The organism is Mycolicibacterium pallens (genome assembly GCF_019456675.1).
Classification (GTDB): Bacteria; Actinomycetota; Actinomycetes; order Mycobacteriales; family Mycobacteriaceae; genus Mycobacterium; species Mycobacterium crocinum.
Genome location: NZ_CP080333.1, coordinates 1,565,674 through 1,584,620 on the forward strand (window position 1 = coordinate 1,565,674; position 18,947 = coordinate 1,584,620).

Here is an 18,947-nt window from a genome sequence, read left to right on the forward strand (position 1 = left end):
CAAACAATTATCAGTACGCCGCGCCTTCTGACAACGCGGAGAGCAGTCGCCGGGCCGCTGCGACGCGACGCGCCGGGGCTCCGGTCAGCGCGTCCAGCGCGCATTCCGGGTCGGCCGGTGGCCCCATGTGGCCGCACCCACGCGGGCAGTCCTCAATGGCATCAGCCAGATCCGAAAACGCCTTCAACACGTCATCGGGCTCGATGTGCGCCAAGCCGAACGACCTGATGCCCGGGGTGTCGACCACCCAGCCGCCCCCAGGTAGCGGCAGTGCGACCGACTGCGTCGAGGTGTGCTTGCCCTTGCCCACCCCAGACACCTCGCCGGTGGCCCGGTCCGCCTGCGGCACAAGCCGATTCACCAACGTCGACTTACCAACCCCGGAATGTCCGAGCAGCACGGTGACCTTCCCGGCCAGCACGTCCTCGACTTCATCGATCGGATCGCCGCGCCCCGCGGTGAGCACCGTGAGGTCCAGATCGGTGAAGTGCCCGGCGAACTCCTCGGGGGGCACCAGATCGGTTTTGGTCAGGCACAGGATCGGTCGCAGACCGCCGGCGTAGGCCGCGATCAGCGCGCGGTCCACCAGCCCGGTGCGGGGCGGGGGATCGGCCAGCGCCACCACCATCAGCAGCTGGTCGGCGTTGGCGACCACCACCCGCTCGGTCGGATCGGTGTCATCGGCGGTGCGGCGCAATACTGTTCGCCGTTCACCTCGGCGCACGATCCGCGCCAGCGTGTCGGGGCGCCCGGTGAGATCGCCGACGACGTCGACCTGGTCGCCGACGACGATGGGGGTGCGGCCGAGTTCACGGGCACGCATCGCGGTGACGTGCCGGTGCGGATCGTCGTCGAGGACGCAGCCCCACCGGCCGCGGTCGACGGTGACAACCATCGCCGAGGCCGCGTCCGCATGATCGGGACGGGTCTTGGTGCGCGGACGCGAGCCACGGCCCGACCGGATCTTGACGTCGGACTCGTCGTACTCGCGTGGGCTCAACCGACCCCCACCATCTCGGTCCACAACGCCGCGAAGTTCGGCAGCGTCTTGGCGGTGGTCCCGATGTCCTCGACGGCGACACCGGGCACGCGCAGCCCGATGATGGCTCCGGCCATCGCCATTCGGTGATCGGCATAGGAGTGCCAGGTGCCGGCATGCAACGGGGTCGCGGTGATCACCAAGCCGTCGTCGGTCTCGGTGCACTGGCCGCCGAGCTCGGAGATCTCGGCACGTAGCGCTGCCAGCCGGTCGGTTTCGTGGCCGCGCAGATGCGCGATCCCGGTCAGCCGGGACACCGAGCCCGGTGCGGCCAGCGCGGCCAGGGCAGCCACCGCCGGAGCCAGTTCGCCGACGTCGTGCAGGTCGATCTCGAAACCGTCATAGGACTGCGGGCCCCGCACCTCCAAGTGTGAATAACCTTGGTGCACAGCCGATCCCAGAAGTTTCAGGATGCCCAGGATCACATCGGCGGGCTGGACGCTGGCCGACGGCCAGCCGGTGATGCCCACCGTGCCGCCGGTCACCACCGCCGCGGCCAGGAACGGCACCGAGTTGGACAGGTCCGGCTCGACGTCCCAGTGCCGGGCGGCGATCGGCCCCGGCGCGACCCGCCACTGGTTGGCTTCCGTGTCGTCGACGTCGACGCCGGCTTCGCGCAGCATCGACACGGTCATCGCGATGTGCGGCGCCGACGGCACCGACGTGCCGGTGTGTACGACGGTCAGCCCCTCGGTGAACGCGGCGCCCGACAGCAGCAGACCTGAGACGAACTGCGAGGAGCTCGACGCGTCGATGCGGACCGTGCCCCCTGCGACCGCGCCGCGGCCGTGGACCTGAAACGGCAGTCCCGTGCCGTCGATGTCGACACCGAGTCCGCGCATTGCGTCGAGCAGGGGAGCGATGGGCCGGGTGCGGGCCTGCTCATCGCCGTCGAATACGACGATCGCGGTGCTCAGCGCCGCCAGCGGAGGCACGAACCGCAACACCGTTCCGGCCAGGCCACAGTCGATGCGGGCCTGCGGGCCCGGATTCAACGCCCCGCTCACCACCAGCTCGGAGCCGGAGCCGGCGACGTCGATGCCGAGCGCCTGAATGGCGCCGATCATCAGATCGGTGTCGCGGCTGCGTAGTGCGCCTCTGATTGTCGAGTCGCCCTGGCCTTGTGCTGCGGCCAACGCTGCGAGCACCAGCGTGCGATTGGTCTGCGATTTCGAGCCCGGCACTGTGACGCGCGCGTGCACCGGCCCAGAGGTCGACGGCGCGTTCCACAACTCGGTGCTCACGGCATACATCCTGCCCTGTCGGGATCGTGCGCCACCATGGAGTCATGTGCGGACGATTCGCGGTGACCACCGACCCGGCCCTGCTGGCCGAGAAGATCCACGCCATCGATGAGGCCACCGAGGCGGCCAAGGAAGCGCGCGGGCCAAATTACAACGTCGCCCCGACCGCCACCATCGCCACGGTGGTCAGTCGGCACGACGACCCTGACGACACCCCGACCCGGCGCGTGCGGTTGATGCGCTGGGGGTTGGTGCCGCCGTGGGTGAAGGCCACCGCCGACGGCACCCCGGAGAGCAAGGGTCCGCTGCTGATCAACGCTCGTGCGGAAAAGGTGACCAGCTCACCGGCCTTCCGCGCGTCAGCCAAGAGCAAGCGCTGTCTGGTCCCGATGGACGGCTACTACGAATGGAAGCCCAACCCGGACACCCCGGCCGGCAAGAAGGCCCGCAAGACGCCGTACTTCATGCACCGCGCCGACGGTGAGCCGCTGTTCATGGCGGGACTCTGGTCGGTCTGGAGGGCGAACGATGAAGCATCGCCGTTGTTGACCTGCACGATCATCACCACCGATGCCGTCGGGGAGCTCGCCGAGATCCACGACCGGATGCCGCTGGTGGTCGACGAGGAGCACTGGGACCGCTGGCTCGATCCCGATCAGCCGGCCGACGCCGACCTGCTGGCCGCGCCGCCCGACATCGCCGGTATCGACCTTCGCGAGGTGTCCACCCTGGTCAACAGCGTGCGCAACAACGGTCCGGAGCTCATCGAGCCCGCCGATCCACACAACCAACCGGTTGGCCTGTTCTAGCGACTCGGCGCCGGTTAGGCTCACAGCCAAGATCCCGACCAGCGAGAGGAGCGGCCATGACTGCGGTCGAGCCCAAGGCCGATCAGGCCACCATCACGGTGCACAACCCCGCCGACGGCCGCGTCGCCGGCACCGTGCCGGTCGACAGTGCAGAGGTCGTCGCCGCCAAGGCGAACGAGCTGCGGCTGTTCCAGACCGAGTGGGAGGAAATCGGCCCGCGCGGACGCAAGGTCTGGATGTACAAGTGGCAGGACTGGATCCTCGACAACGCCGACCACCTCACCGAGGTGCTGATGTCGGAGACCGGAAAGTCGCACGGCGACGCCAAGCTCGAGCCAGTGGCCCTGGCGGACTCGATCAAGTACTGGGCGGGCAACGCCGAGGAGTTCCTCGCCGACCGGCACCCCAAGGCGCACAACCTTCTGTTCAAGGTGAAGAAGCTGACGACGGTCTACCGGCCGTACCCGTTGGTGGGGATCATCGAACCGTGGAACTTCCCGTTGGCGATGCTGGCCCTCGACGTGGTGCCCGCGTTGGCCTCCGGCGCCGCGGTGTTGCTGAAACCGTCTGAGGTGACGCCACTTTCGGCTGTCGAGTTCGCCCGCGGCTGGAACGAGGTCGGGGCTCCGCCGGTACTCAAACTCGCCACCGGATACGGCGAGACCGGTGCAGCGGTGATCAACAACGCCGACTACGTCCACTTCACCGGATCGACGGCCACCGGCCGCAAGGTCGCGGTGGCCTGTGCCGAGCAACTCAAGCCGTTCAGTCTCGAACTCGGCGGCAAGGACCCGGCGATCGTGCTGGCCGACGCCGACATCGACCGCGCGGCCAACGGTATCGCCTGGGGTGGCATGTTCAACTCCGGCCAGGTGTGCATCTCGGTGGAGCGGGTCTACGTCGAGGCGCCGGTCTACGACGAATTCGTCGCCAAGCTGACTGCGAATGTGCGGAACATCAAGCAGGGACAGGAAGAGTCGGGCTTCAAGTACGACACCGGCGCCATGGCCACGGCCGCGCAGCGCGACATCGTCGAACGCCACGTCAAGGAGGCCGTCGACGCGGGCGCACGGGTGCTGACCGGTGGCAAGCCGACGGGTGTCGGCACATTCTTCGAGCCGACGGTGCTCGCGGACGTCACCCCGACCATGACCTGCATCGCCGAGGAGACCTTTGGTCCGACGCTTCCGGTGGTGAAGGTCGCCGACGAGGAGGAAGCCATCCGGTTGGCCAACGATTCGCAGTACGGGCTGTCGGCGACGGTGTGGACCGGCGATGTCGAGCGGGGCGAGCAGGTGGCCCGACGACTGGAGTGCGGTGCGGTCAACATCAACGACGCGCTGGCCAACGTGTTCTGCCCGTCGCTGCCGATGGGCGGGTGGAAGAACTCGGGCGTCGGTTATCGCTCCGGCGGTGCCAGCGGTCTGATCAAGTTCTGCCGCCAGCAGGCCATCACCGCGCCGAAGGTGCCGACGCAGAAGTCCGAGTTGATGTGGTACTCGTCGTCGAAGCGACAGGGCCAGCTCGCGATGGCGGCGATGCGTGCGATGGCCGGTAACGGCGTGCGCCGCTTCGGCATTCGCCCCAAGAAGTAGCCGCCTCGGCCGTCGCCATCGGTCCTGGTCAATCGATCAGGATGCTAGTGTGCTGTATGACTACCGCGGCGCGCAAAGACCGGCAGACCAAGCCGGGTCCTCGGCGCGCCACCGCAAGCCCGAAAGTCGATGACGGCGGGACCCGGCAGCGGCTCGTCGAGGCGACGGCCCAGATCATGCACGACGAAGGGTATGCCGCGGCCACATCGCGGCGCGTCGCGACGAAGGCCGGCGTGAAACAGGCGTTGGTCTATTACTACTTCCCGACCATGGACGATCTCTTCCTGGCCGTGTTGCGGTCGGGTGCCGAGGTCGCATTGGAGCAGTTGCGCAAGGTTCTCACCGAGGAAGATCCGTTGCGTGCGCTGTGGCGGATCAACAGTGATCCGCGGCAGACCGTGATGAGCACCGAACTCATGGCATTGGCGAACCATCGCAAGGTGATCGGTGCCGAACTGCGGAACTTCGCCGAACGGGTGCGCGATATCGAGACGGCGGCGGTGACCATGTCGCTGCGGTCCTATGGCGTCGACCTCGAAGCCTATCCGCCAGTAGTGATTTCGATGCTGGTTGCGCAGATCGCCCGAAGTGTCGGCAACGAGAATGCCGTGGGTTTGACGCGTGGGCACGACGAGCTCGAGAAATTCGTCCAGGCCCACTTCGCGATGCTCTCCGGAAAACAGTCCTGATCGATCGACAGAACTAGTCGGTCAACGCTGCCCATCGCGCGTCGCGTGCGGACGACTTCCGCGAGCGCACGATAAACAGTAGGGCTAGTTGTGGCCGGTGACGTGACCAGACCGATCCGTAAAGCCCTCTACTGCAACGTGTTCTAGCGGTCTTCGCAACGCCGTAGGAATCGGAGTGCGTCGGATTACGCGATTGCGCCGATTTCCTTGACACGCCCTCGCGCGCCCTGCTATGAATTCGATCACATCTTAATTTGATCGGTCGATCAGCATTCTTTCGTCTCGGAGGCACACCATGTCGGACGCCGGTAACCGCGTCAACCCGTTGTTCGTTTCGGTCCCGTCGGGGGAGCCGCGCGATCCCGGACAAATGCGCGGCCACGCGCGAGCTGCCGTGAAGTTCGGCGGATACGGCGGGATGGCAGTCGCCATCTGGATGTTCGGCGCGGTAGCCGGCGGTTACGGCGTCGCGGCGGCCGACACCGGATCCGATTCCGCTGGCGCGACCTCGTCGTCGGCCTCGGCTTCGGCACATTCAGGACGCACTTCCACGGGCACCGCGAAGCCCCGCGCCAAAGCCGGGAAATCGTCCACTGGTCAGGTGACCAACAGCAACGCGTCGAAGTCCACCTCGCCGACGGCGGCGCGGACCGCAGCCCCGAAATCACCGGCGGCGATCCTCGCGGCCGTCACCGAGCCGAAGGCCGCTGCCCAGCCGGTCGCGGCAGTCGCCGACACCGGCTCGACCGGCGCGGCGGAGCCCACGACCGGCACCGCACACGCGGCGATCGCCAGTCGTCCGACGATCACCGCCGTCCACTCGGCAGTGACAACGGGCGCCGCGGCGCCCGCCGGGCCGATCGACGTTCTCAACAATGTCATCACCTCACTGCTCAACCCGTTTCTGACCCCGCCGCCGCACACCCCGGGACCGGTGGTGCCGCTGGTATGGGCGGTGTTGGGCGCGGTGCAGCGTGACCTGTTCAACCAGGCGCCGACGATCGGGGATCCGACCACGACGGTGCAGACCGGGCAGACCGTGACCGGCAACATCAACGCCACCGATATCGAAGGTGACGCGTTGAAGTACACCGTCACCCAGGGCCCGAAGTACGGCACCCTGACGATCGATCAGGCCACCGGTAACTACACCTACACTCCTGACGACATCAATTACACTGCTGCGCAGACGGATTCGTTCACCGTGACGGTATCCGACGGCAAGTTCAACATCCTGACCCCGCTGAGCTTGCACAGCGCCCAGGCCGCTGAGGGTGTCACGGTGCTCAATCCCACTGTGCAGCGGGCCATTCTGGCGATGCCCGCCGGCGTGACCAAACCCGTCAACCCGCGCTACTCCGAAGATGGGCAGTCCATCTACTTCGCAGCTATCCCGGCCGGTGCGACCCGGCAGGAGATCTACCAGATCAACATCGACGGCACGAACGCCACCTGCCTCACCTGTGGCGTTTCGCCGAGCGTGACCGCGAATCTGGGCAAGCCGGTGCCGTTCACCGACGGCTCCGGCCGGGTTGTGGTGCTCGTCGACAGTGGCGCCCAGTCGGGACCGACGTATTCCGTTCTGCAACAGGGTGACAACGGAGCCGAGCTGATTCCGATCGTCACACCGGCGTCAGCGCCGGGCGTCATCTCGATCAATGCCCAACGGGAGATGCGGATCTCGCCGGACGGTCAGCACGTGCTGTTCAGCCGGATCATGCTCAACGGCGCCACGGGTGTGCTGCAGATCGTTCCGGTCGTCGGCGGCCTGAGCTACAACGCCACCACCAACACCTACGACGTCACCGACGCGCGGGTGGTGTTCCCGACCGGCGAAGGCAAGCAGTGGACGCCGGACGGTAAGGGCGTGGTCATCCTCGGCGGGTCGTATGAGCAGGGCAACGCCGATGACATCGTGGTCGATCTGGCGACCGGCAACGTCACGCGCGTGACCGCCAACCTCGATTACGACGAGGACATGGACTACTCACCGAACCAGCAGTGGATTGCGATCGGCAGTACGCGCGGCCTGAACGCGCTGACGCCGATGACTCGAATCGTGCGGCAGAGCCTGTTGCCGGTCTATGTGGCGGCGCCGGTATACGGCTATTACGCAACCCCGGTCAACGTCTCCAATCAGGAGTGGGCGGTCCAGGTCGGCGATGAACTCAACCGGGAGAACGGAATTCCGCTCTTTGACACCGGCGACGGATGGGCCGCTCGCAGCATGCCCAGCTGGAACACCGACGGAACGGCGGTCACGTTCTGGGAGTCCAGCGTCACCGACCCGACGCAGTCCCGGCTGGTGATCGCGAACCTGAAGTACACCACCAGCGTTGGCCAACGCGCGGCCGATGTGACCACCCCGGACTCGTCATCGTGGGCGCCGGCGCTGAGCACCTACCATCCCAGCACCACACCGCTGGACCCGGTCGGAACCTACAACGGCAAGAACGGCGGCACCGCGGTGGTCACCGAAGTCCCGGATCCGACCAACGCGGCCAAGACGATTCGCACGGTCACCTATACGAATTACGTGAATGAGGACGGGATGATCCTCAACGGCACCGAGTCTGCCGACTACCTGCCGAACCAGTCGTCCGTTCACTACCTGGCCAACATCACGGTGACCGGTGCGCACACCGGCTACCTGCACGCCGACGCGACGATCAATGCCTTCCAGCAGACGCTGACGGGCTACATCGTGTCCAACGTCGACGGCGACATCGAGGGTCTGCCGGATCCGGCCAGGGCCACCGACGCGCAGCAGAGCGCCTAGGGATTGCGATAGCCGGGCGGATTGGGGGTGTCGACCCACAGGTCCACTCCCAACTCGGAACCCGGCACGCAGTCGTAGACCGACAGGTCGCTGACGCCGGATTCCACCAGCACGTCCTCGCACAGCAGAGTGTGGCCCGTGTACTCACGGGCCGGCTTGCTCAGCACCGCGTAGGCGGCGTCGGAGTAGACCTCCGGCTTGCGACTGCGGGCCATCGCCTCGTCACCGCCCAGCAGATTCTGCACCGCCGCCGTGGCGACCATGGTGCGGGGCCACAGTGTGTTGGACGCGATCCCCGCCTCGCGCATCTCCTCGGCAATGCCCAACGCGCACAACGTCATTCCGAACTTCGCCATCATGTACGGGGTGGGCTTGAGCCACTCCGACTCGAGCCGGATCGGCGGGGACAGCGTGAGGATGTGCGGGTTCTCGCGGCCCTTCATGTGCGGGATGCAGGCCTGCGAGACGGCATATGTGCCGCGTACCTGGATGCCGTTCATCAGGTCGAAGCGCTTGAGCGGCACCTCCTCGATGGAGCCGAGGTTGATCGCCGAAGCGTTGTTGACGCAGATATCGATGCCGCCGAACTGTTCGACGGCCTTGGCGACGGCGGAGGCCACCGAGTCGCCGTCGCGGACGTCACCGACGATCGGCAGCGCCTGGCCGCCGACCTCTTCGATCTCCTTGGCGGCGGTGTAGATGGTGCCGGGCAGCTTGGGATGCGGCTCGGTGGTCTTGGCCACCAGCGCGATGTTGGCGCCGTCTGCCGCGACGCGCTTGGCGATGGCCAAGCCGATGCCGCGGCTGGCGCCCGAGATGAACATGGTCTTGCCGGAGAAGGACATTTCGTCACCCTAGACCGCGCGGATGTCGGCGGTGACGGCGTTGGTCAGCCGAACGAGATCCTGCGGTTCCACCGCCACATCCCAGCCTCGCTTACCCGCACTGCACAGCACCCGGTCGAAACTCAAGGCCGACGTGTCGACCACCGTCGGCAACCTCTTGCGCTGGCCCAGCGGCGAAATCCCGCCCAGCACGTAACCGGTGGCGCGTTCGGCGGCCGCCCGATCGGCCAGCGCCACCTTGGATAGTCCCAGCGCCGCCGCGGCGGCCTTCAGCGACAGCTTCCAGGGCACCGGCAAAACCGCCACCGCCAACACCGAACCCGACGCGATCACCAGCGTCTTGAAGATCTGCTCGGGCTTCAGCGAATCACCGGCCAGGGCGGCGACCGCCTCCTCGCCGTAGGACTCCGAACGTGGGTCGTGGTCGTATCGCAGCACCTCGTGGGGGGCTTTGGCGGCGATCAGCGCAGCGATCGCCGGGGTGGCGGCACGACTCACGGGGCACAGCCTAACCACGGGAAATAGCGCGGTGAGAAATCCTGTTGTGGACAGTGGTCGCAGCAAGCGAGTCCGCGATCGACGGAGTCAACGAAAAAAAGTGTTGGTAACAGCCTTAGGATTGGAAGGAGAGAAGTCCGGTGTCAGCCGCAGTCTGCATGATGGCCGATGAGCAGGCACCCGCATTTCTCATCCGTCCGATACCGCTGCCGGAGCTTCTCACGGGCGCCGCGGCAGAAGGGACTGTGTCACCCACGATGACCGACATCGACATCGAGGCTCCCCAGCGCGAAGAGTCCGATGCGGAGTTGACGGCACGCTTCGAGCGTGACGCGATTCCGCTGCTGGACCAGCTGTACGGCGGTGCGCTGCGCATGACGCGCAATCCCGCCGACGCTGAAGACCTGTTGCAGGAAACCATGGTCAAGGCCTACGCCGGCTTCCGGTCGTTCCGCGAGGGCACCAACCTCAAAGCCTGGCTGTACCGGATTCTGACCAACACCTACATCAACAGTTACCGCAAGAAGCAGCGCCAGCCGGCGGAGTATCCGACCGAGGAGATCACCGACTGGCAGTTGGCGGCCAACGCCGAGCACACCTCCACGGGGCTGCGTTCGGCCGAGGTCGAGGCACTCGAACTGCTGCCCGACACCGAGATCAAGGAAGCTCTTCAGGCGTTGCCGGAAGAGTTTCGGATGGCGGTGTACTACGCAGACGTCGAGGGCTTCCCGTACAAGGAGATCGCCGAGATCATGGATACCCCGATCGGGACGGTGATGTCCCGACTGCACCGAGGTAGGCGCCAGCTGCGCGGCCTGCTGGCCGACGTCGCCAAGGAGCGTGGTTTCGCCCGCGGCCAAGCCGAGGATGCGCCAGAGGAGGTGTCGTCATGACCGACGATCAGGTATCCGGCGGCGAAGGGGAGTGGCGCCCGCCCATCGGTCCGGTCGACCCCGACCATCCCGAATGCGCTGCGGTGATCGCCGAGGTGTGGACGCTGCTCGACGGTGAATGCACCACCGAGACCCGCGACCGTCTGCGCCACCATCTCGAAGAGTGCCCGACATGCCTGCAGTACTACGGGGTGGAAGAGCGGATCAAGAAGCTGGTCGCCTCGCGATGCAGCGGGGACAAGGCGCCCAAACACCTGCTGGAGAAGGTCCGGCTGCAGATCAGCCAGACCACGATCATCCGGCGCGGCTAGCGCCACAAACAAAAGTGCCCGGCGGATCGCCGGGCACTTTGTGTATCAGCTGTTGGGCCGCTTGCCGTGGTTGGCTTTGCTGTGCTTGCGGTCACGCTTCTTACGGCCACGCTTGGCCATGATGTACCTCCGTTGTTGTGCGCTGCTTGGTTAAGCCCTGAATAAATTGTCTCACGGCGCAGTCGAACGTCTGACCACACGGGGTTGTGGTTCGATAGAGCCGCACTAAGAGACGAGCAGTACCAAGAGTGAGGTGAAGATGGCCGAGGATGTGCGCGCCGAGATCGTGGCCAGTGTGCTCGAGGTAGTGGTCAGCAAGGGTGACCAGATCGGTGCGGGCGACACCCTGGTGCTTCTGGAGTCGATGAAGATGGAGATTCCGGTGCTGGCCGAAGTCGGCGGCACCGTCACCGAGGTCAGCGTCTCCGTGGGTGACGTCATCCAGGCGGGCGACCTCATTGCCGTGATCGACTAGCTCTCGTGTCCACCCTCGGTGACCTGCTCGCCGAGCACACGGTGCTGCCGGGCGGCGCCGTGGACCACCTGCACGCGGTGGTCGGCGAATGGCAGCTGCTGGCGGACCTTTCGTTCGCCGACTATCTGATGTGGGTGCGCCGCGATGACGGCGCGCTGGTCTGTGTGGCCCAATGCCGGCCCAACACCGCCCCGACGGTCCTGATCCGGGACGCCGTCGGCTCCGTCGTCGCCGACGGTGACCTGCCGCTGGTGACCTCGGCGTTCACCTCGGGTGCCATCGGGCGCGGCGGCAGCGACCTCGAACTGCGCGAACCAGGAATGAACGTCGAAGCGGTCCCGGTCCGCTACAACAACCAGGTCGTGGCCGTGCTGACCCATCAGACCGCGCTCGCCGAGCGGCGCACGTCGTCGCCCCTGGAACGCGCCTACACGGACTGTGCGGGCAATCTGCTGCACATGCTGTCCGAGGGCACCTTCCCCAACGTGGGCGATCTCGCGCTGTCCCGGTCGAGCCCACGCGTCGGTGACGGTTTCATCCGCCTCGACGTCGACGGCGTCGTCGCCTACGCCAGCCCCAACGCGCTGTCGGCCTACCACCGCATGGGGTTGGCCGCGGAGCTGGAAGGCCACAACTTGGTGGCCATCACCCGGCCGCTGATCTCCGACCCGTTCGAAGCCCAGGAACTGGCCGAGCACGTGCGCGACTCGCTGGCCGGCGGGTCGAGCATGCGCCTCGAGGTCGACGCCGGCGGCGCGGCCGTGCTGTTGCGCACACTGCCGCTGGTGGTTCACGGCGCCGCTGCGGGCGCGGCCGTGCTCATCCGGGACGTCACCGAGGTGAAGCGCCGCGACCGCGCTCTGCTGTCCAAGGACGCCACGATCCGCGAGATACACCATCGGGTGAAGAACAACCTGCAGACGGTCGCCGCGCTGCTGCGCCTTCAGTCCCGCCGGACCAGCAATGAGGAGGCGCGCGAGGCGCTGATGGAGTCGGTACGCCGGGTGGCCTCGATCGCCCAAGTGCACGAGGCGCTGTCGATGTCGGTGGACGAGGAGGTCAACCTCGACGAGGTGATCGACCGGATCCTGCCGATCATGAACGACGTCGCCCGGGTCGACTCGCCCATTCGAATCAACCGCGAGGGCGCTTTGGGGGTGCTCGACGCCGACCGGGCCACCGCCTTGGTGATGGTGGTGACCGAGCTGGTCCAGAACGCCATCGAGCACGCCTTCGAGTCGACGGCCAAAGGCGGCTGTGTGACCATCCGGGCCGAGCGCTCGGCGCGGTGGCTGGACGTCGTGGTGCACGACGACGGACGCGGGCTGCCCGAAGGATTCTCGCTGGAGAAGTCGGACCGGCTGGGTCTTCAGATCGTGCGGACGTTGGTCACCGCGGAGCTCGACGGCTCGCTGGGAATGCACGACGTTCCGGGCGGGGGGACCGATGTTGTGTTGCGGGTCCCACTCCGGCGGCGTTCAAGCGCCCGTCTTCCCCAGTAGCAAATGTGACCGACACGACATTTGTAAATGAAAATCGCGGCCCTGGCATTTGCCGGGGCCGCGATGTCTAAATTGTCGAAAGGGCGGGCTAGACGCTGCTGCGCGCGCGGGTGCGAGCGTTGCGGCGCTTGAGCGCACGCCGCTCGTCCTCGCTCATGCCACCCCAGACGCCGGCGTCCTGGCCGGAATCCAAAGCCCAGGTCAGACACTCAGTCGTCACCGGGCAGCGGTTACAGACGAGCTTCGCGTCAGCGATCTGGGCGAGCGCCGGGCCGCTGTTCCCCACGGGGAAGAACAGTTCCGGATCCTCGTCACGGCAGACCGCCTTGTGGCGCCAATCCATTTGTCGCTACTCCTTACTATGTGCGCAGCGAAGCGCACTCGCTTTTACTTCGGCTGTTAATGCAGTGCACACAAATGTTTCTGTGTTGTTGCATCCGATCGTTTCACAGCCTCGACGGATGTCAATAGAACTCAGTTAACAAGTGGGCAACCTCACTACAAGCTCTGGCTGGGGGTGGGTTACCGATCCCTCTACCCGTTTGTACTACACTCAACCCATCTGCGCCCTGAATCGTTCGGCGCACCCTCATTTTTCCTGGTCAGAGCGCTGCTCTGCAGGCGGTGCGACGACGCAGAGAGCCCCCGGAACCGCCCGGAACGTCATTTCCGCGCGCAGCCCCAGAAAATCTCCGTCGATCTGGCTGGCGACCGGCTCGTCCGCCATGACCCGCACCCAGGCCACGTCGTCGTCGCGGATCAGGTGCTTGGCCTTGATCACCGGTTTCTTCGACACCATCCGGCGCACCAGCATCAGGTTTTTCCAGACGTTCATGCTGGTGATCGCGAAGACCCCGAGGCCGGTCTCGAACGTGGTGTCCGGGTTCGTCCACACCGGCCTGGCGTTGGCGTAGGTCCACGGGCTGGAGTTGGAGATGAACGCGAAGTAGACGCCGGTTCGGGGCGGCTGGCCGGGCAGTTCGAGTGTCAGCAGCGGCTCGTTGCGCGCGCTGGCCAGCATCTCGCGCACCGCAACCCGGATGTAGCGGCCCGCGGTGACTTTCCGGCCCTTGGCCCGCTGCGCCTCGACGGCGGCCACCACGTCGCCGTCCACGCCCATCCCGGCGGTGAACACCGCCCAGCGTTCGCCGCAGTCCATCAGCGCGATCTTGCGCCACGGGGCGCCGTTGCGGCGCGCGCTGAGCAGGTCGACCAGTTGATTGGTGGCCACGATCGGGTCCGGGCTGATGCCGAGCGCCCGGGCGAAGACGTTTGCCGAGCCGCCCGGCACCACCGCCACCGCAGGCAACGTCTCGGGCAAGGGCCGGCCTGGCCGCCCCAGCAGGCCGTTGACCACCTCGTTCACGGTCCCGTCGCCGCCGTGGACGATGATCACGTCGGTGCCGTCGTGCTTGGCGGCTTCGGCGATCTCGATGGCGTGGCCGCGGTGGTCGGTGTGGACGACGGACAGGTCCACGCGGCTCTCCAGCGCGTGAGCGAGCAGGTCGCGGCCGGCTGCGGTGGTGGATGTGGCGTTCGGGTTGACGATCAGGACGGCACGCACGAGCCATGAGCCTAGACGGGTGCGGTGCCGCAGTTCGAAGTGTTTGCCTGCTCATCACGAAGGGGACAGCTGCCGGTGGCATGCTCGCGACGTGGTCGTGGGGTCCGAGCCGGGTGCGGCCAGCGCCGTCGGTTGGTTCCATCGCGCGTGCGAGGCGGTGGTCGCGCGTTTGCCGTTCGGGCTGAATTCGCTTGTGCCACCGACCTTCCTGGGCTTCGTGGTGATCAACTCCGGAACGTTCGCGCTGGACTTGCTGGTGCTCACGGTGCTGCACGGCGTGCTTCATGTGCCGTTCGGAGTCGCGGTGACGGCGGCCTATGTCTGCGCCTTCGCGGCCAGTTATGTGCTCAACCGGGTGGTGAACTTCCAGTCGCACGGCGCGGTCGGGCCGCAGGTGGCGGTCTACGTCGTCGTGGTGGTGATCAACTATCTGGCGTTCATCCTCGGCGTCTCCAGCGCGTTGCGCGCTCTCGGCGTCGAGTACCACTTGGCCCGGATCGCAGCGGGAGCCTGCGAGGGCATCTACATGTATTGCGCGATGCGCTGGGTGGTGTTCCGGCGCTGAATCCCGCTGCAGGCGTTCAGGTCTGGGGACGCGCGGGGGAGACGACACGGGCGGCCGCCTCCACCGCGGCGGCCCGCCGGTGCGCCAGGACCGCCGAGGAGGTGGTGAGGGCGGCGGGATCGGGCCAGTGCGCCCAGGCCAACGCGATCCCGAAGAGGAGCACGAGCAGATCGCGCGGATCCCAGGACGGGTCGACGTATCCCTTCTCCTGAGCCTCCACGATCCCGGCGACAGCCAATTCCGGCAGCGGCTGCCCATCGGCGGTGGGCTCCTCGAGGGTCAGCCCCTCGAGATGAGCCCACGCCACCATCCGATGGTGCTCGGGCCGGCGCACCTGGAGGTCGAACAGGCCGCCGACGAACTCGGGTACCGCATCGGGCCGCAGCTGGACCGCCTGGAAGAACTCGGCGACGTCGGCGGCGAGCACCTCGCGGAACAGTGCCTCCTTGTCGCCGAAGTGGGCGTACAGCCGTTCCTTGCTGGCGCTGGCTGCGGACGCGATGCGGTCGATCCGGGCCCCCGCGAACCCGTACCGGGCGAACTCGGTACGGGCGGCGGTCAGGATGTGGTCCCGCAGCTCTGAGGTGCTTCTCATCAACAAGGAGTATAAAGAACGAACTAGTTCGTTTGGTAAGGAGTGGGGCATGAGTAGCCGAAAAGTCGACCTGGTCGCCGTCATGGACCACCCGCCCCGGGTACGGGCGCTGCAGCGCGTGCTCGGTGCCGTCGACGACGACATCGATCCGGTGGTCGACCTGTGGCGGCCCTATCTCGACGGGCTGGACAACCTGCCGCCGGATGGTCGATTCCTGTTGGTGGGCAACCACACTCAGGGCGGTGCCGAAGCCCTGCTGATCCCATATGCCGTCCGTCGCGAGATCGGGGTCCGCGTGCGGCCACTGGCCGATCGTCAGTTCGGGCAGATGCGTGGCCTGCCCGGTGACCTGCTGGCGGCATTCGGCGGAGTGGTCGGGGCGCCGGAGACCGCGCGCGAGCTGATGCGCCATGACGAGACCGTCCTGGTGTTTCCCGGCGGTGGCCGCGAGATTCCGAAATTCAAGGGCGAGGAGTACACGCTGCGCTGGCAGGGCCGGTCCGGCTTCGCCCGGATCGCCGTGGAAACCGGCTATCCGATCATCCCGGTCGGGCTGGTCGGCGGGGACGACGTCTACCGCAGCCTCACCCCGCGCGACAGCGCGTGGGGCCGGTTCAGCCAGGCGCTGAGCAGCCGGTTCGGCGGCCGCGACGATATGGCGATTCCGCTGATGCGGGGCATCGGGCCGACGCTGATCCCCAGGCCGGAACGGATGTATCTGCGGTTCGGCACTCCGATCGACACGTCGACACCGCTGGGCATCGACACGACGGACTGGGTCGAGGAGGTGAAGCGGCGCACGCAGACCGCGCTCGAGCAGATCCTCGACGACCTGCTGAGCCTGCGGGAGACCGACCCCTACCGGGGGCTCAGCCCGCTGGCCTGGTCGCGGGCCGCGCGTCCCTGAGCGCTCGGTACCTTACGGAGGTGACCGAAACCGTTCTCCCACCCGTGGTCCGCTACGCCGGTTTCGTCGCGGCCGCCGAAGGTGCAGTGGCGATCATCGTGGCCGTGGTGCTGGTGGTGCGCGGACTGGCCGGCGCCGACCAGCACATCGTCAACGGGTACGGTACCGCGGGCTGGTTCGCCGTGATGGGCGCTGCGGTGCTGGCCGCCGGCTGGGCCCTGATCACCGGACGACGCTGGGGCCGGGGTATTGCGATCTTCGCCAACCTGCTGTTGCTGCCGGTGGCTTGGTACATCGTGGCCGCTCACCAACCGGTCTACGCGGTCGCGATGGGTGGAGTCGCGATCGCCGTGCTGGCGCTGCTGTTCAGCCCGCCGGCACTGCGGTGGGCGTCGCGGTCAGGCGACTAAGCCTCGGCCGCGAGCGCTTGAAGCTCGGGGCCGCTGACGCGGTAGTTGATCCACTCCGACATCTGCTTGCCGCCGACGGCGTCATAGAGCGCGATCGCATTGACGTTCCAGTCCAACACTTCCCACGCCAACCGCGTGTAGCCGTTGTCGATGCACTCTTTGGCCAGTGTTGCCAGCAGTATGCGGGCCAGGCCGCGCCGACGGAACTTGTCGCGCACGAACAGGTCTTCGAGGTAGATACCGGCCACGCCGTCCCAGGTGGAGAAGGTGCGGAACCACAGCGCGACCGCGGCGGCCTCGCCGTCGATCTCGACCAGGTGGCACGACGCAGGCGGGTTGTCGCCGAAAAGAGCTGCGGTGATCTGACTTTCGGTCACCGTGCACTGATCGGCGGCATGCTCGAATTCGGCGAGCTCGCGAATCATCGCGACGATCTCTGCCTCGTCGCCGGGACGGGCCAGCCGGATAATCATTGCGGTACCCCCAGGGCCGACAGAATGGTTTTGAATTTCGTTGTGGTCTCGGCGACTTCGTCATCGGGATCGGATTCGGCAACAATACCGCCACCGGCTTGAGCCAGCGCCGTATGCCGGTCGGCGGACAGTTGCGCCCCGCGGATCGCCACCACCCAGCGCCCGTCGCCGCGGGCGTCGCACCAGCCCACCGCGCCGGCGTAGAAACCGCGGTCGCCTTCCAGCTGTGCGATCAGATCGACCGCCGCCCGAGTGGGCACGCCGCCCACCGCCGGGGTGGGATGCAGTGCCAGCGCCAAATCGATTGCGGTGGTTGAGATATCGCGCAGCCGACCGCGGATCGGCGTGGACAGATGCCAGAGTGCGGCGGTGCGGCTCAGCTGGGGTTGCGCCGCGACGTCGAGGTCGGCGCACAGCGGTTCCAGTGCGGCGCGCATGGTGTCGACGACCAGCTGGTGTTCGTGCCGGTTCTTGGCCGACTCGGCCAGTGCGGCGCCGTTGGCGGCGTCGATCTGCGGATCGGGCGACCGCGGCGCGGAGCCGGCGAACGGCTGGCAGGTCACCACGTCACCGGCGCGGGCGACCAGCAGCTCGGGGCTGGCGCCCACCAGCGCACAGCCGGTGTAGTCGCCGCCGGCGACCGAGAGGTCGGCCAGGTACGAGGTAGCTTCGGCATCGGCGGCGAGCAGCCGGTGCAGGATCGTCCGCTCGTCGAGCCGGCCGTCGGCCACCAGACGCAACGCGCGCGCCAAAACGACCTTCTGCAAAGCGCTTTCGCGTGCGGTGAGGCGGTCCAGCGCGGCGCGGATGCGGGCGCGATGCTCCTCGGGTGCCGGCAGCATCGCGTCGATCCGCACCGCGGGCAACGCCGTCGTCGACCACTGCGGGAGGGTGTCGCCGAACGTCACGGTCGTCGGCGTCAGCAGCGCCGCCTTGCTGCGGATGTCGAACGGCAGCGCACCGACCACCACATCGGCCGAACCGTCGGCCAACGCCGACGAGGCGGCCGCGACGTCGTCGTATCCGGTCTGGACCCCTTCGGCGACGACTGTCCCGGCGGGGCCGCTGAGCACAAACGAGGGAACCGCGATCACGTCCCCGTGACCGGCTCGCGGTGGCTGGTCAAACCCAGCGCCGAGAGCTGTCGCAGCCCGTATTCGAAACCGCACACCGCGACCGCGGCCGCGGCGAAGCCGTATCGCGCGCCTTCCCGCAACGGCTGCTCCATCCAGCGGGTCACCACCGAGCGGGAGAAGTGCCCGTGGCCGACGAACACCACGTCGCGGTCGACCATGTGCTCCAGCGCGTACGACACCGCCTGGTCGGCGCGCATGCTCACCTGGTCGACGCTCTCGCCGCCCGGGCAGCCGTAGGTCCACAGCAGCCAGCCGGGGGTGTCGGTGCGGATCTGGTGGGTGGTCAGGCCCTCGTAGTCGCCGTAGTTCCACTCGGACAGCAGCGGGGACACCACGTCGACGGTCAAGCCGGCCAGCTCGGCGGTGACCAGGGCGCGCTTGCGCGGGCTGGTGATCACCAGTGGGTTGTCCAGACCGAGGTGGTCGATGGTCTGGGCGGCCAGTTTGGCCTGCTCGCGCCCGTGCTGAGTGAGTTCGAGGTCGGTGGTGCTGGTGTGCTGACCGCTCTTGGACCATTCGGTCTCGCCGTGCCGAAGCAGGACCAGCCGATGCGTACCGACGCTCACGCCCACTGATTCTGCCCGATGACCAGGCGCGCCGTGGCAGCCGGGACGGTTC

The 18,947-nt window shown here is 67.1% G+C and carries 22 protein-coding genes; 11 read left to right on the forward strand and 11 right to left on the reverse strand.

Going from position 1 to position 18,947, the window contains the following annotated elements; genetic code table 11:
- Positions 1–10: 10 nt before the first annotated feature.
- Both rsgA and aroA read right to left on the reverse strand, forming a co-directional pair.
- Entirely contained in the window at positions 11–1,000 is a 990-nt protein-coding gene (rsgA, locus tag K0O64_RS07625) for a ribosome small subunit-dependent GTPase A (RefSeq protein WP_096312745.1), read from the reverse strand.
- On the reverse strand, positions 997–2,283 hold the full coding sequence (gene aroA / locus K0O64_RS07630) for a 3-phosphoshikimate 1-carboxyvinyltransferase (RefSeq protein WP_225933651.1): 1,287 nt from the start codon (positions 2,281–2,283) through the stop codon (positions 997–999). Before aroA ends, rsgA begins: the two co-directional genes overlap by 4 nt.
- A gap of 44 nt (positions 2,284–2,327) precedes the next feature.
- On the opposite strand from aroA, the gene K0O64_RS07635 reads away from it, so the two are divergent.
- The 4 genes from K0O64_RS07635 to K0O64_RS07650 all read left to right on the forward strand — a co-directional run bounded on the left by K0O64_RS07635 (position 2,328) and on the right by K0O64_RS07650 (position 8,155).
- A complete protein-coding gene (locus tag K0O64_RS07635) occupies positions 2,328–3,092 on the forward strand; it encodes an SOS response-associated peptidase (RefSeq protein WP_096310594.1) in 765 nt (254 codons plus the stop codon).
- A 56-nt stretch (positions 3,093–3,148) separates the two neighbouring features.
- Positions 3,149–4,687 (forward strand): aldehyde dehydrogenase family protein, encoded by a 1,539-nt coding sequence (locus tag K0O64_RS07640; RefSeq protein ID WP_096310595.1) that lies wholly within the window; start codon positions 3,149–3,151, stop codon positions 4,685–4,687.
- Positions 4,688–4,743: 56 nt separating this feature from the next.
- Positions 4,744–5,376 carry a TetR/AcrR family transcriptional regulator gene (locus tag K0O64_RS07645; protein WP_071947031.1) on the forward strand — a complete coding sequence of 211 codons (633 nt, stop codon included), beginning with the start codon at positions 4,744–4,746 and terminating at the stop codon, positions 5,374–5,376.
- Positions 5,377–5,671: 295 nt separating this feature from the next.
- Complete coding sequence (locus tag K0O64_RS07650; protein WP_225933652.1) at positions 5,672–8,155, forward strand: cadherin-like domain-containing protein; 2,484 nt, start codon at positions 5,672–5,674, stop codon at positions 8,153–8,155.
- Here the strand turns inward: K0O64_RS07650 and K0O64_RS07655 are convergent.
- Positions 8,152–9,000, reverse strand: a complete 849-nt coding sequence (locus K0O64_RS07655; RefSeq protein WP_096310597.1) for an SDR family oxidoreductase — start codon at positions 8,998–9,000, stop codon at positions 8,152–8,154. The two genes, K0O64_RS07650 and K0O64_RS07655, sit on opposite strands and share 4 nt — an antisense overlap.
- Before the next feature lie 9 nt (positions 9,001–9,009).
- Positions 9,010–9,498 (reverse strand): YbaK/EbsC family protein, encoded by a 489-nt coding sequence (locus K0O64_RS07660; protein WP_096310599.1) that lies wholly within the window; start codon positions 9,496–9,498, stop codon positions 9,010–9,012.
- A 257-nt stretch (positions 9,499–9,755) separates the two neighbouring features.
- Between K0O64_RS07660 and K0O64_RS07665 the strand changes: the two genes are divergently transcribed.
- Together K0O64_RS07665 and rsrA are read left to right on the forward strand one after the other, a co-directional pair.
- Positions 9,756–10,391, forward strand: coding sequence for a sigma-70 family RNA polymerase sigma factor (locus K0O64_RS07665; RefSeq protein WP_164520187.1), 636 nt, complete (start codon positions 9,756–9,758; stop codon positions 10,389–10,391).
- On the forward strand, positions 10,388–10,702 hold the full coding sequence (gene rsrA / locus K0O64_RS07670) for a mycothiol system anti-sigma-R factor (RefSeq protein ID WP_096310601.1): 315 nt from the start codon (positions 10,388–10,390) through the stop codon (positions 10,700–10,702). The genes K0O64_RS07665 and rsrA overlap by 4 nt, the downstream gene beginning before the upstream one ends.
- 45 nt (positions 10,703–10,747) lie before the next feature.
- Here the strand turns inward: rsrA and K0O64_RS30360 are convergent, their stop codons facing one another.
- Positions 10,748–10,822, reverse strand: coding sequence for a 50S ribosomal protein bL37 (locus K0O64_RS30360; protein ID WP_085976515.1), 75 nt, complete (start codon positions 10,820–10,822; stop codon positions 10,748–10,750).
- A 139-nt stretch (positions 10,823–10,961) separates the two neighbouring features.
- Here K0O64_RS30360 and K0O64_RS07675 point away from each other — a divergent pair, with 139 nt between their 5' ends.
- Together K0O64_RS07675 and K0O64_RS07680 are read left to right on the forward strand one after the other, a co-directional pair.
- Positions 10,962–11,177: a biotin/lipoyl-binding carrier protein gene (locus tag K0O64_RS07675; protein WP_047333209.1), complete on the forward strand. Its 216-nt coding sequence runs from the start codon at positions 10,962–10,964 to the stop codon at positions 11,175–11,177.
- 5 nt (positions 11,178–11,182) lie between these two features.
- A complete protein-coding gene (locus K0O64_RS07680; protein ID WP_096310603.1) occupies positions 11,183–12,679 on the forward strand; it encodes a two-component system sensor histidine kinase PdtaS in 1,497 nt (498 codons plus the stop codon).
- A gap of 88 nt (positions 12,680–12,767) precedes the next feature.
- Here the strand turns inward: K0O64_RS07680 and K0O64_RS07685 are convergent, their stop codons facing one another.
- On the reverse strand, positions 12,768–13,022 hold the full coding sequence (locus K0O64_RS07685; RefSeq protein ID WP_047329519.1) for a WhiB family transcriptional regulator: 255 nt from the start codon (positions 13,020–13,022) through the stop codon (positions 12,768–12,770).
- Positions 13,023–13,268: 246 nt separating this feature from the next.
- Positions 13,269–14,243, reverse strand: coding sequence for a diacylglycerol/lipid kinase family protein (locus tag K0O64_RS07690; protein WP_096310605.1), 975 nt, complete (start codon positions 14,241–14,243; stop codon positions 13,269–13,271).
- A 91-nt stretch (positions 14,244–14,334) separates the two neighbouring features.
- On the opposite strand from K0O64_RS07690, the gene K0O64_RS07695 reads away from it, so the two are divergent.
- Positions 14,335–14,808, forward strand: coding sequence for a GtrA family protein (locus tag K0O64_RS07695; RefSeq protein ID WP_096310607.1), 474 nt, complete (start codon positions 14,335–14,337; stop codon positions 14,806–14,808).
- Between the two features lie 16 nt (positions 14,809–14,824).
- On the opposite strand, the gene K0O64_RS07700 is transcribed toward K0O64_RS07695, so the two are convergent.
- Positions 14,825–15,403: a TetR/AcrR family transcriptional regulator gene (locus tag K0O64_RS07700; protein ID WP_096310609.1), complete on the reverse strand. Its 579-nt coding sequence runs from the start codon at positions 15,401–15,403 to the stop codon at positions 14,825–14,827.
- 49 nt (positions 15,404–15,452) lie between these two features.
- On the opposite strand from K0O64_RS07700, the gene K0O64_RS07705 reads away from it, so the two are divergent.
- Together K0O64_RS07705 and K0O64_RS07710 are read left to right on the forward strand one after the other, a co-directional pair.
- Complete coding sequence (locus K0O64_RS07705) at positions 15,453–16,310, forward strand: lysophospholipid acyltransferase family protein (RefSeq protein ID WP_220046253.1); 858 nt, start codon at positions 15,453–15,455, stop codon at positions 16,308–16,310.
- A gap of 20 nt (positions 16,311–16,330) precedes the next feature.
- The gene (locus K0O64_RS07710) at positions 16,331–16,720 is read left to right on the forward strand and encodes a hypothetical protein (protein ID WP_071947022.1); all 390 of its coding nucleotides are present in this window, start codon (positions 16,331–16,333) and stop codon (positions 16,718–16,720) included.
- Here K0O64_RS07710 and K0O64_RS07715 read toward each other — a convergent pair.
- The 3 genes from K0O64_RS07715 to K0O64_RS07725 are packed head-to-tail and all read right to left on the reverse strand — an operon-like array spanning position 16,717 to position 18,895.
- Positions 16,717–17,193 carry a GNAT family N-acetyltransferase gene (locus K0O64_RS07715; RefSeq protein ID WP_220046254.1) on the reverse strand — a complete coding sequence of 159 codons (477 nt, stop codon included), beginning with the start codon at positions 17,191–17,193 and terminating at the stop codon, positions 16,717–16,719. The two genes, K0O64_RS07710 and K0O64_RS07715, sit on opposite strands and share 4 nt — an antisense overlap.
- Positions 17,190–18,284, reverse strand: a complete 1,095-nt coding sequence (locus K0O64_RS07720; protein WP_425574760.1) for an isochorismate synthase — start codon at positions 18,282–18,284, stop codon at positions 17,190–17,192. Before K0O64_RS07720 ends, K0O64_RS07715 begins: the two co-directional genes overlap by 4 nt.
- Positions 18,284–18,895 carry an acid phosphatase gene (locus tag K0O64_RS07725; RefSeq protein WP_220046256.1) on the reverse strand — a complete coding sequence of 204 codons (612 nt, stop codon included), beginning with the start codon at positions 18,893–18,895 and terminating at the stop codon, positions 18,284–18,286. The genes K0O64_RS07720 and K0O64_RS07725 overlap by 1 nt, the downstream gene beginning before the upstream one ends.
- Positions 18,896–18,947 lie beyond the last annotated feature (52 nt).

What these genes read in the sequence shown, in the direction of transcription:
- K0O64_RS07635 (WP_096310594.1), top strand. Translation starts at nt 2,328, where the DNA reads ATGTGCGGACGATTCGCGGTGACCACCGACCCGGCCCTGCTGGCCGAG.
- K0O64_RS07640 (WP_096310595.1), top strand. Translation starts at nt 3,149, where the DNA reads ATGACTGCGGTCGAGCCCAAGGCCGATCAGGCCACCATCACGGTGCAC.
- K0O64_RS07645 (WP_071947031.1), top strand. Translation starts at nt 4,744, where the DNA reads ATGACTACCGCGGCGCGCAAAGACCGGCAGACCAAGCCGGGTCCTCGG.
- K0O64_RS07650 (WP_225933652.1), top strand. Translation starts at nt 5,672, where the DNA reads ATGTCGGACGCCGGTAACCGCGTCAACCCGTTGTTCGTTTCGGTCCCG.
- K0O64_RS07655 (WP_096310597.1), bottom strand. Translation starts at nt 9,000, where the DNA reads ATGTCCTTCTCCGGCAAGACCATGTTCATCTCGGGCGCCAGCCGCGGC.
- K0O64_RS07665 (WP_164520187.1), top strand. Translation starts at nt 9,756, where the DNA reads ATGACCGACATCGACATCGAGGCTCCCCAGCGCGAAGAGTCCGATGCG.
- rsrA (WP_096310601.1), top strand. Translation starts at nt 10,388, where the DNA reads ATGACCGACGATCAGGTATCCGGCGGCGAAGGGGAGTGGCGCCCGCCC.
- K0O64_RS07675 (WP_047333209.1), top strand. Translation starts at nt 10,962, where the DNA reads ATGGCCGAGGATGTGCGCGCCGAGATCGTGGCCAGTGTGCTCGAGGTA.
- K0O64_RS07685 (WP_047329519.1), bottom strand. Translation starts at nt 13,022, where the DNA reads ATGGATTGGCGCCACAAGGCGGTCTGCCGTGACGAGGATCCGGAACTG.
- K0O64_RS07700 (WP_096310609.1), bottom strand. Translation starts at nt 15,403, where the DNA reads ATGAGAAGCACCTCAGAGCTGCGGGACCACATCCTGACCGCCGCCCGT.
- K0O64_RS07705 (WP_220046253.1), top strand. Translation starts at nt 15,453, where the DNA reads ATGAGTAGCCGAAAAGTCGACCTGGTCGCCGTCATGGACCACCCGCCC.
- K0O64_RS07715 (WP_220046254.1), bottom strand. Translation starts at nt 17,193, where the DNA reads ATGATTATCCGGCTGGCCCGTCCCGGCGACGAGGCAGAGATCGTCGCG.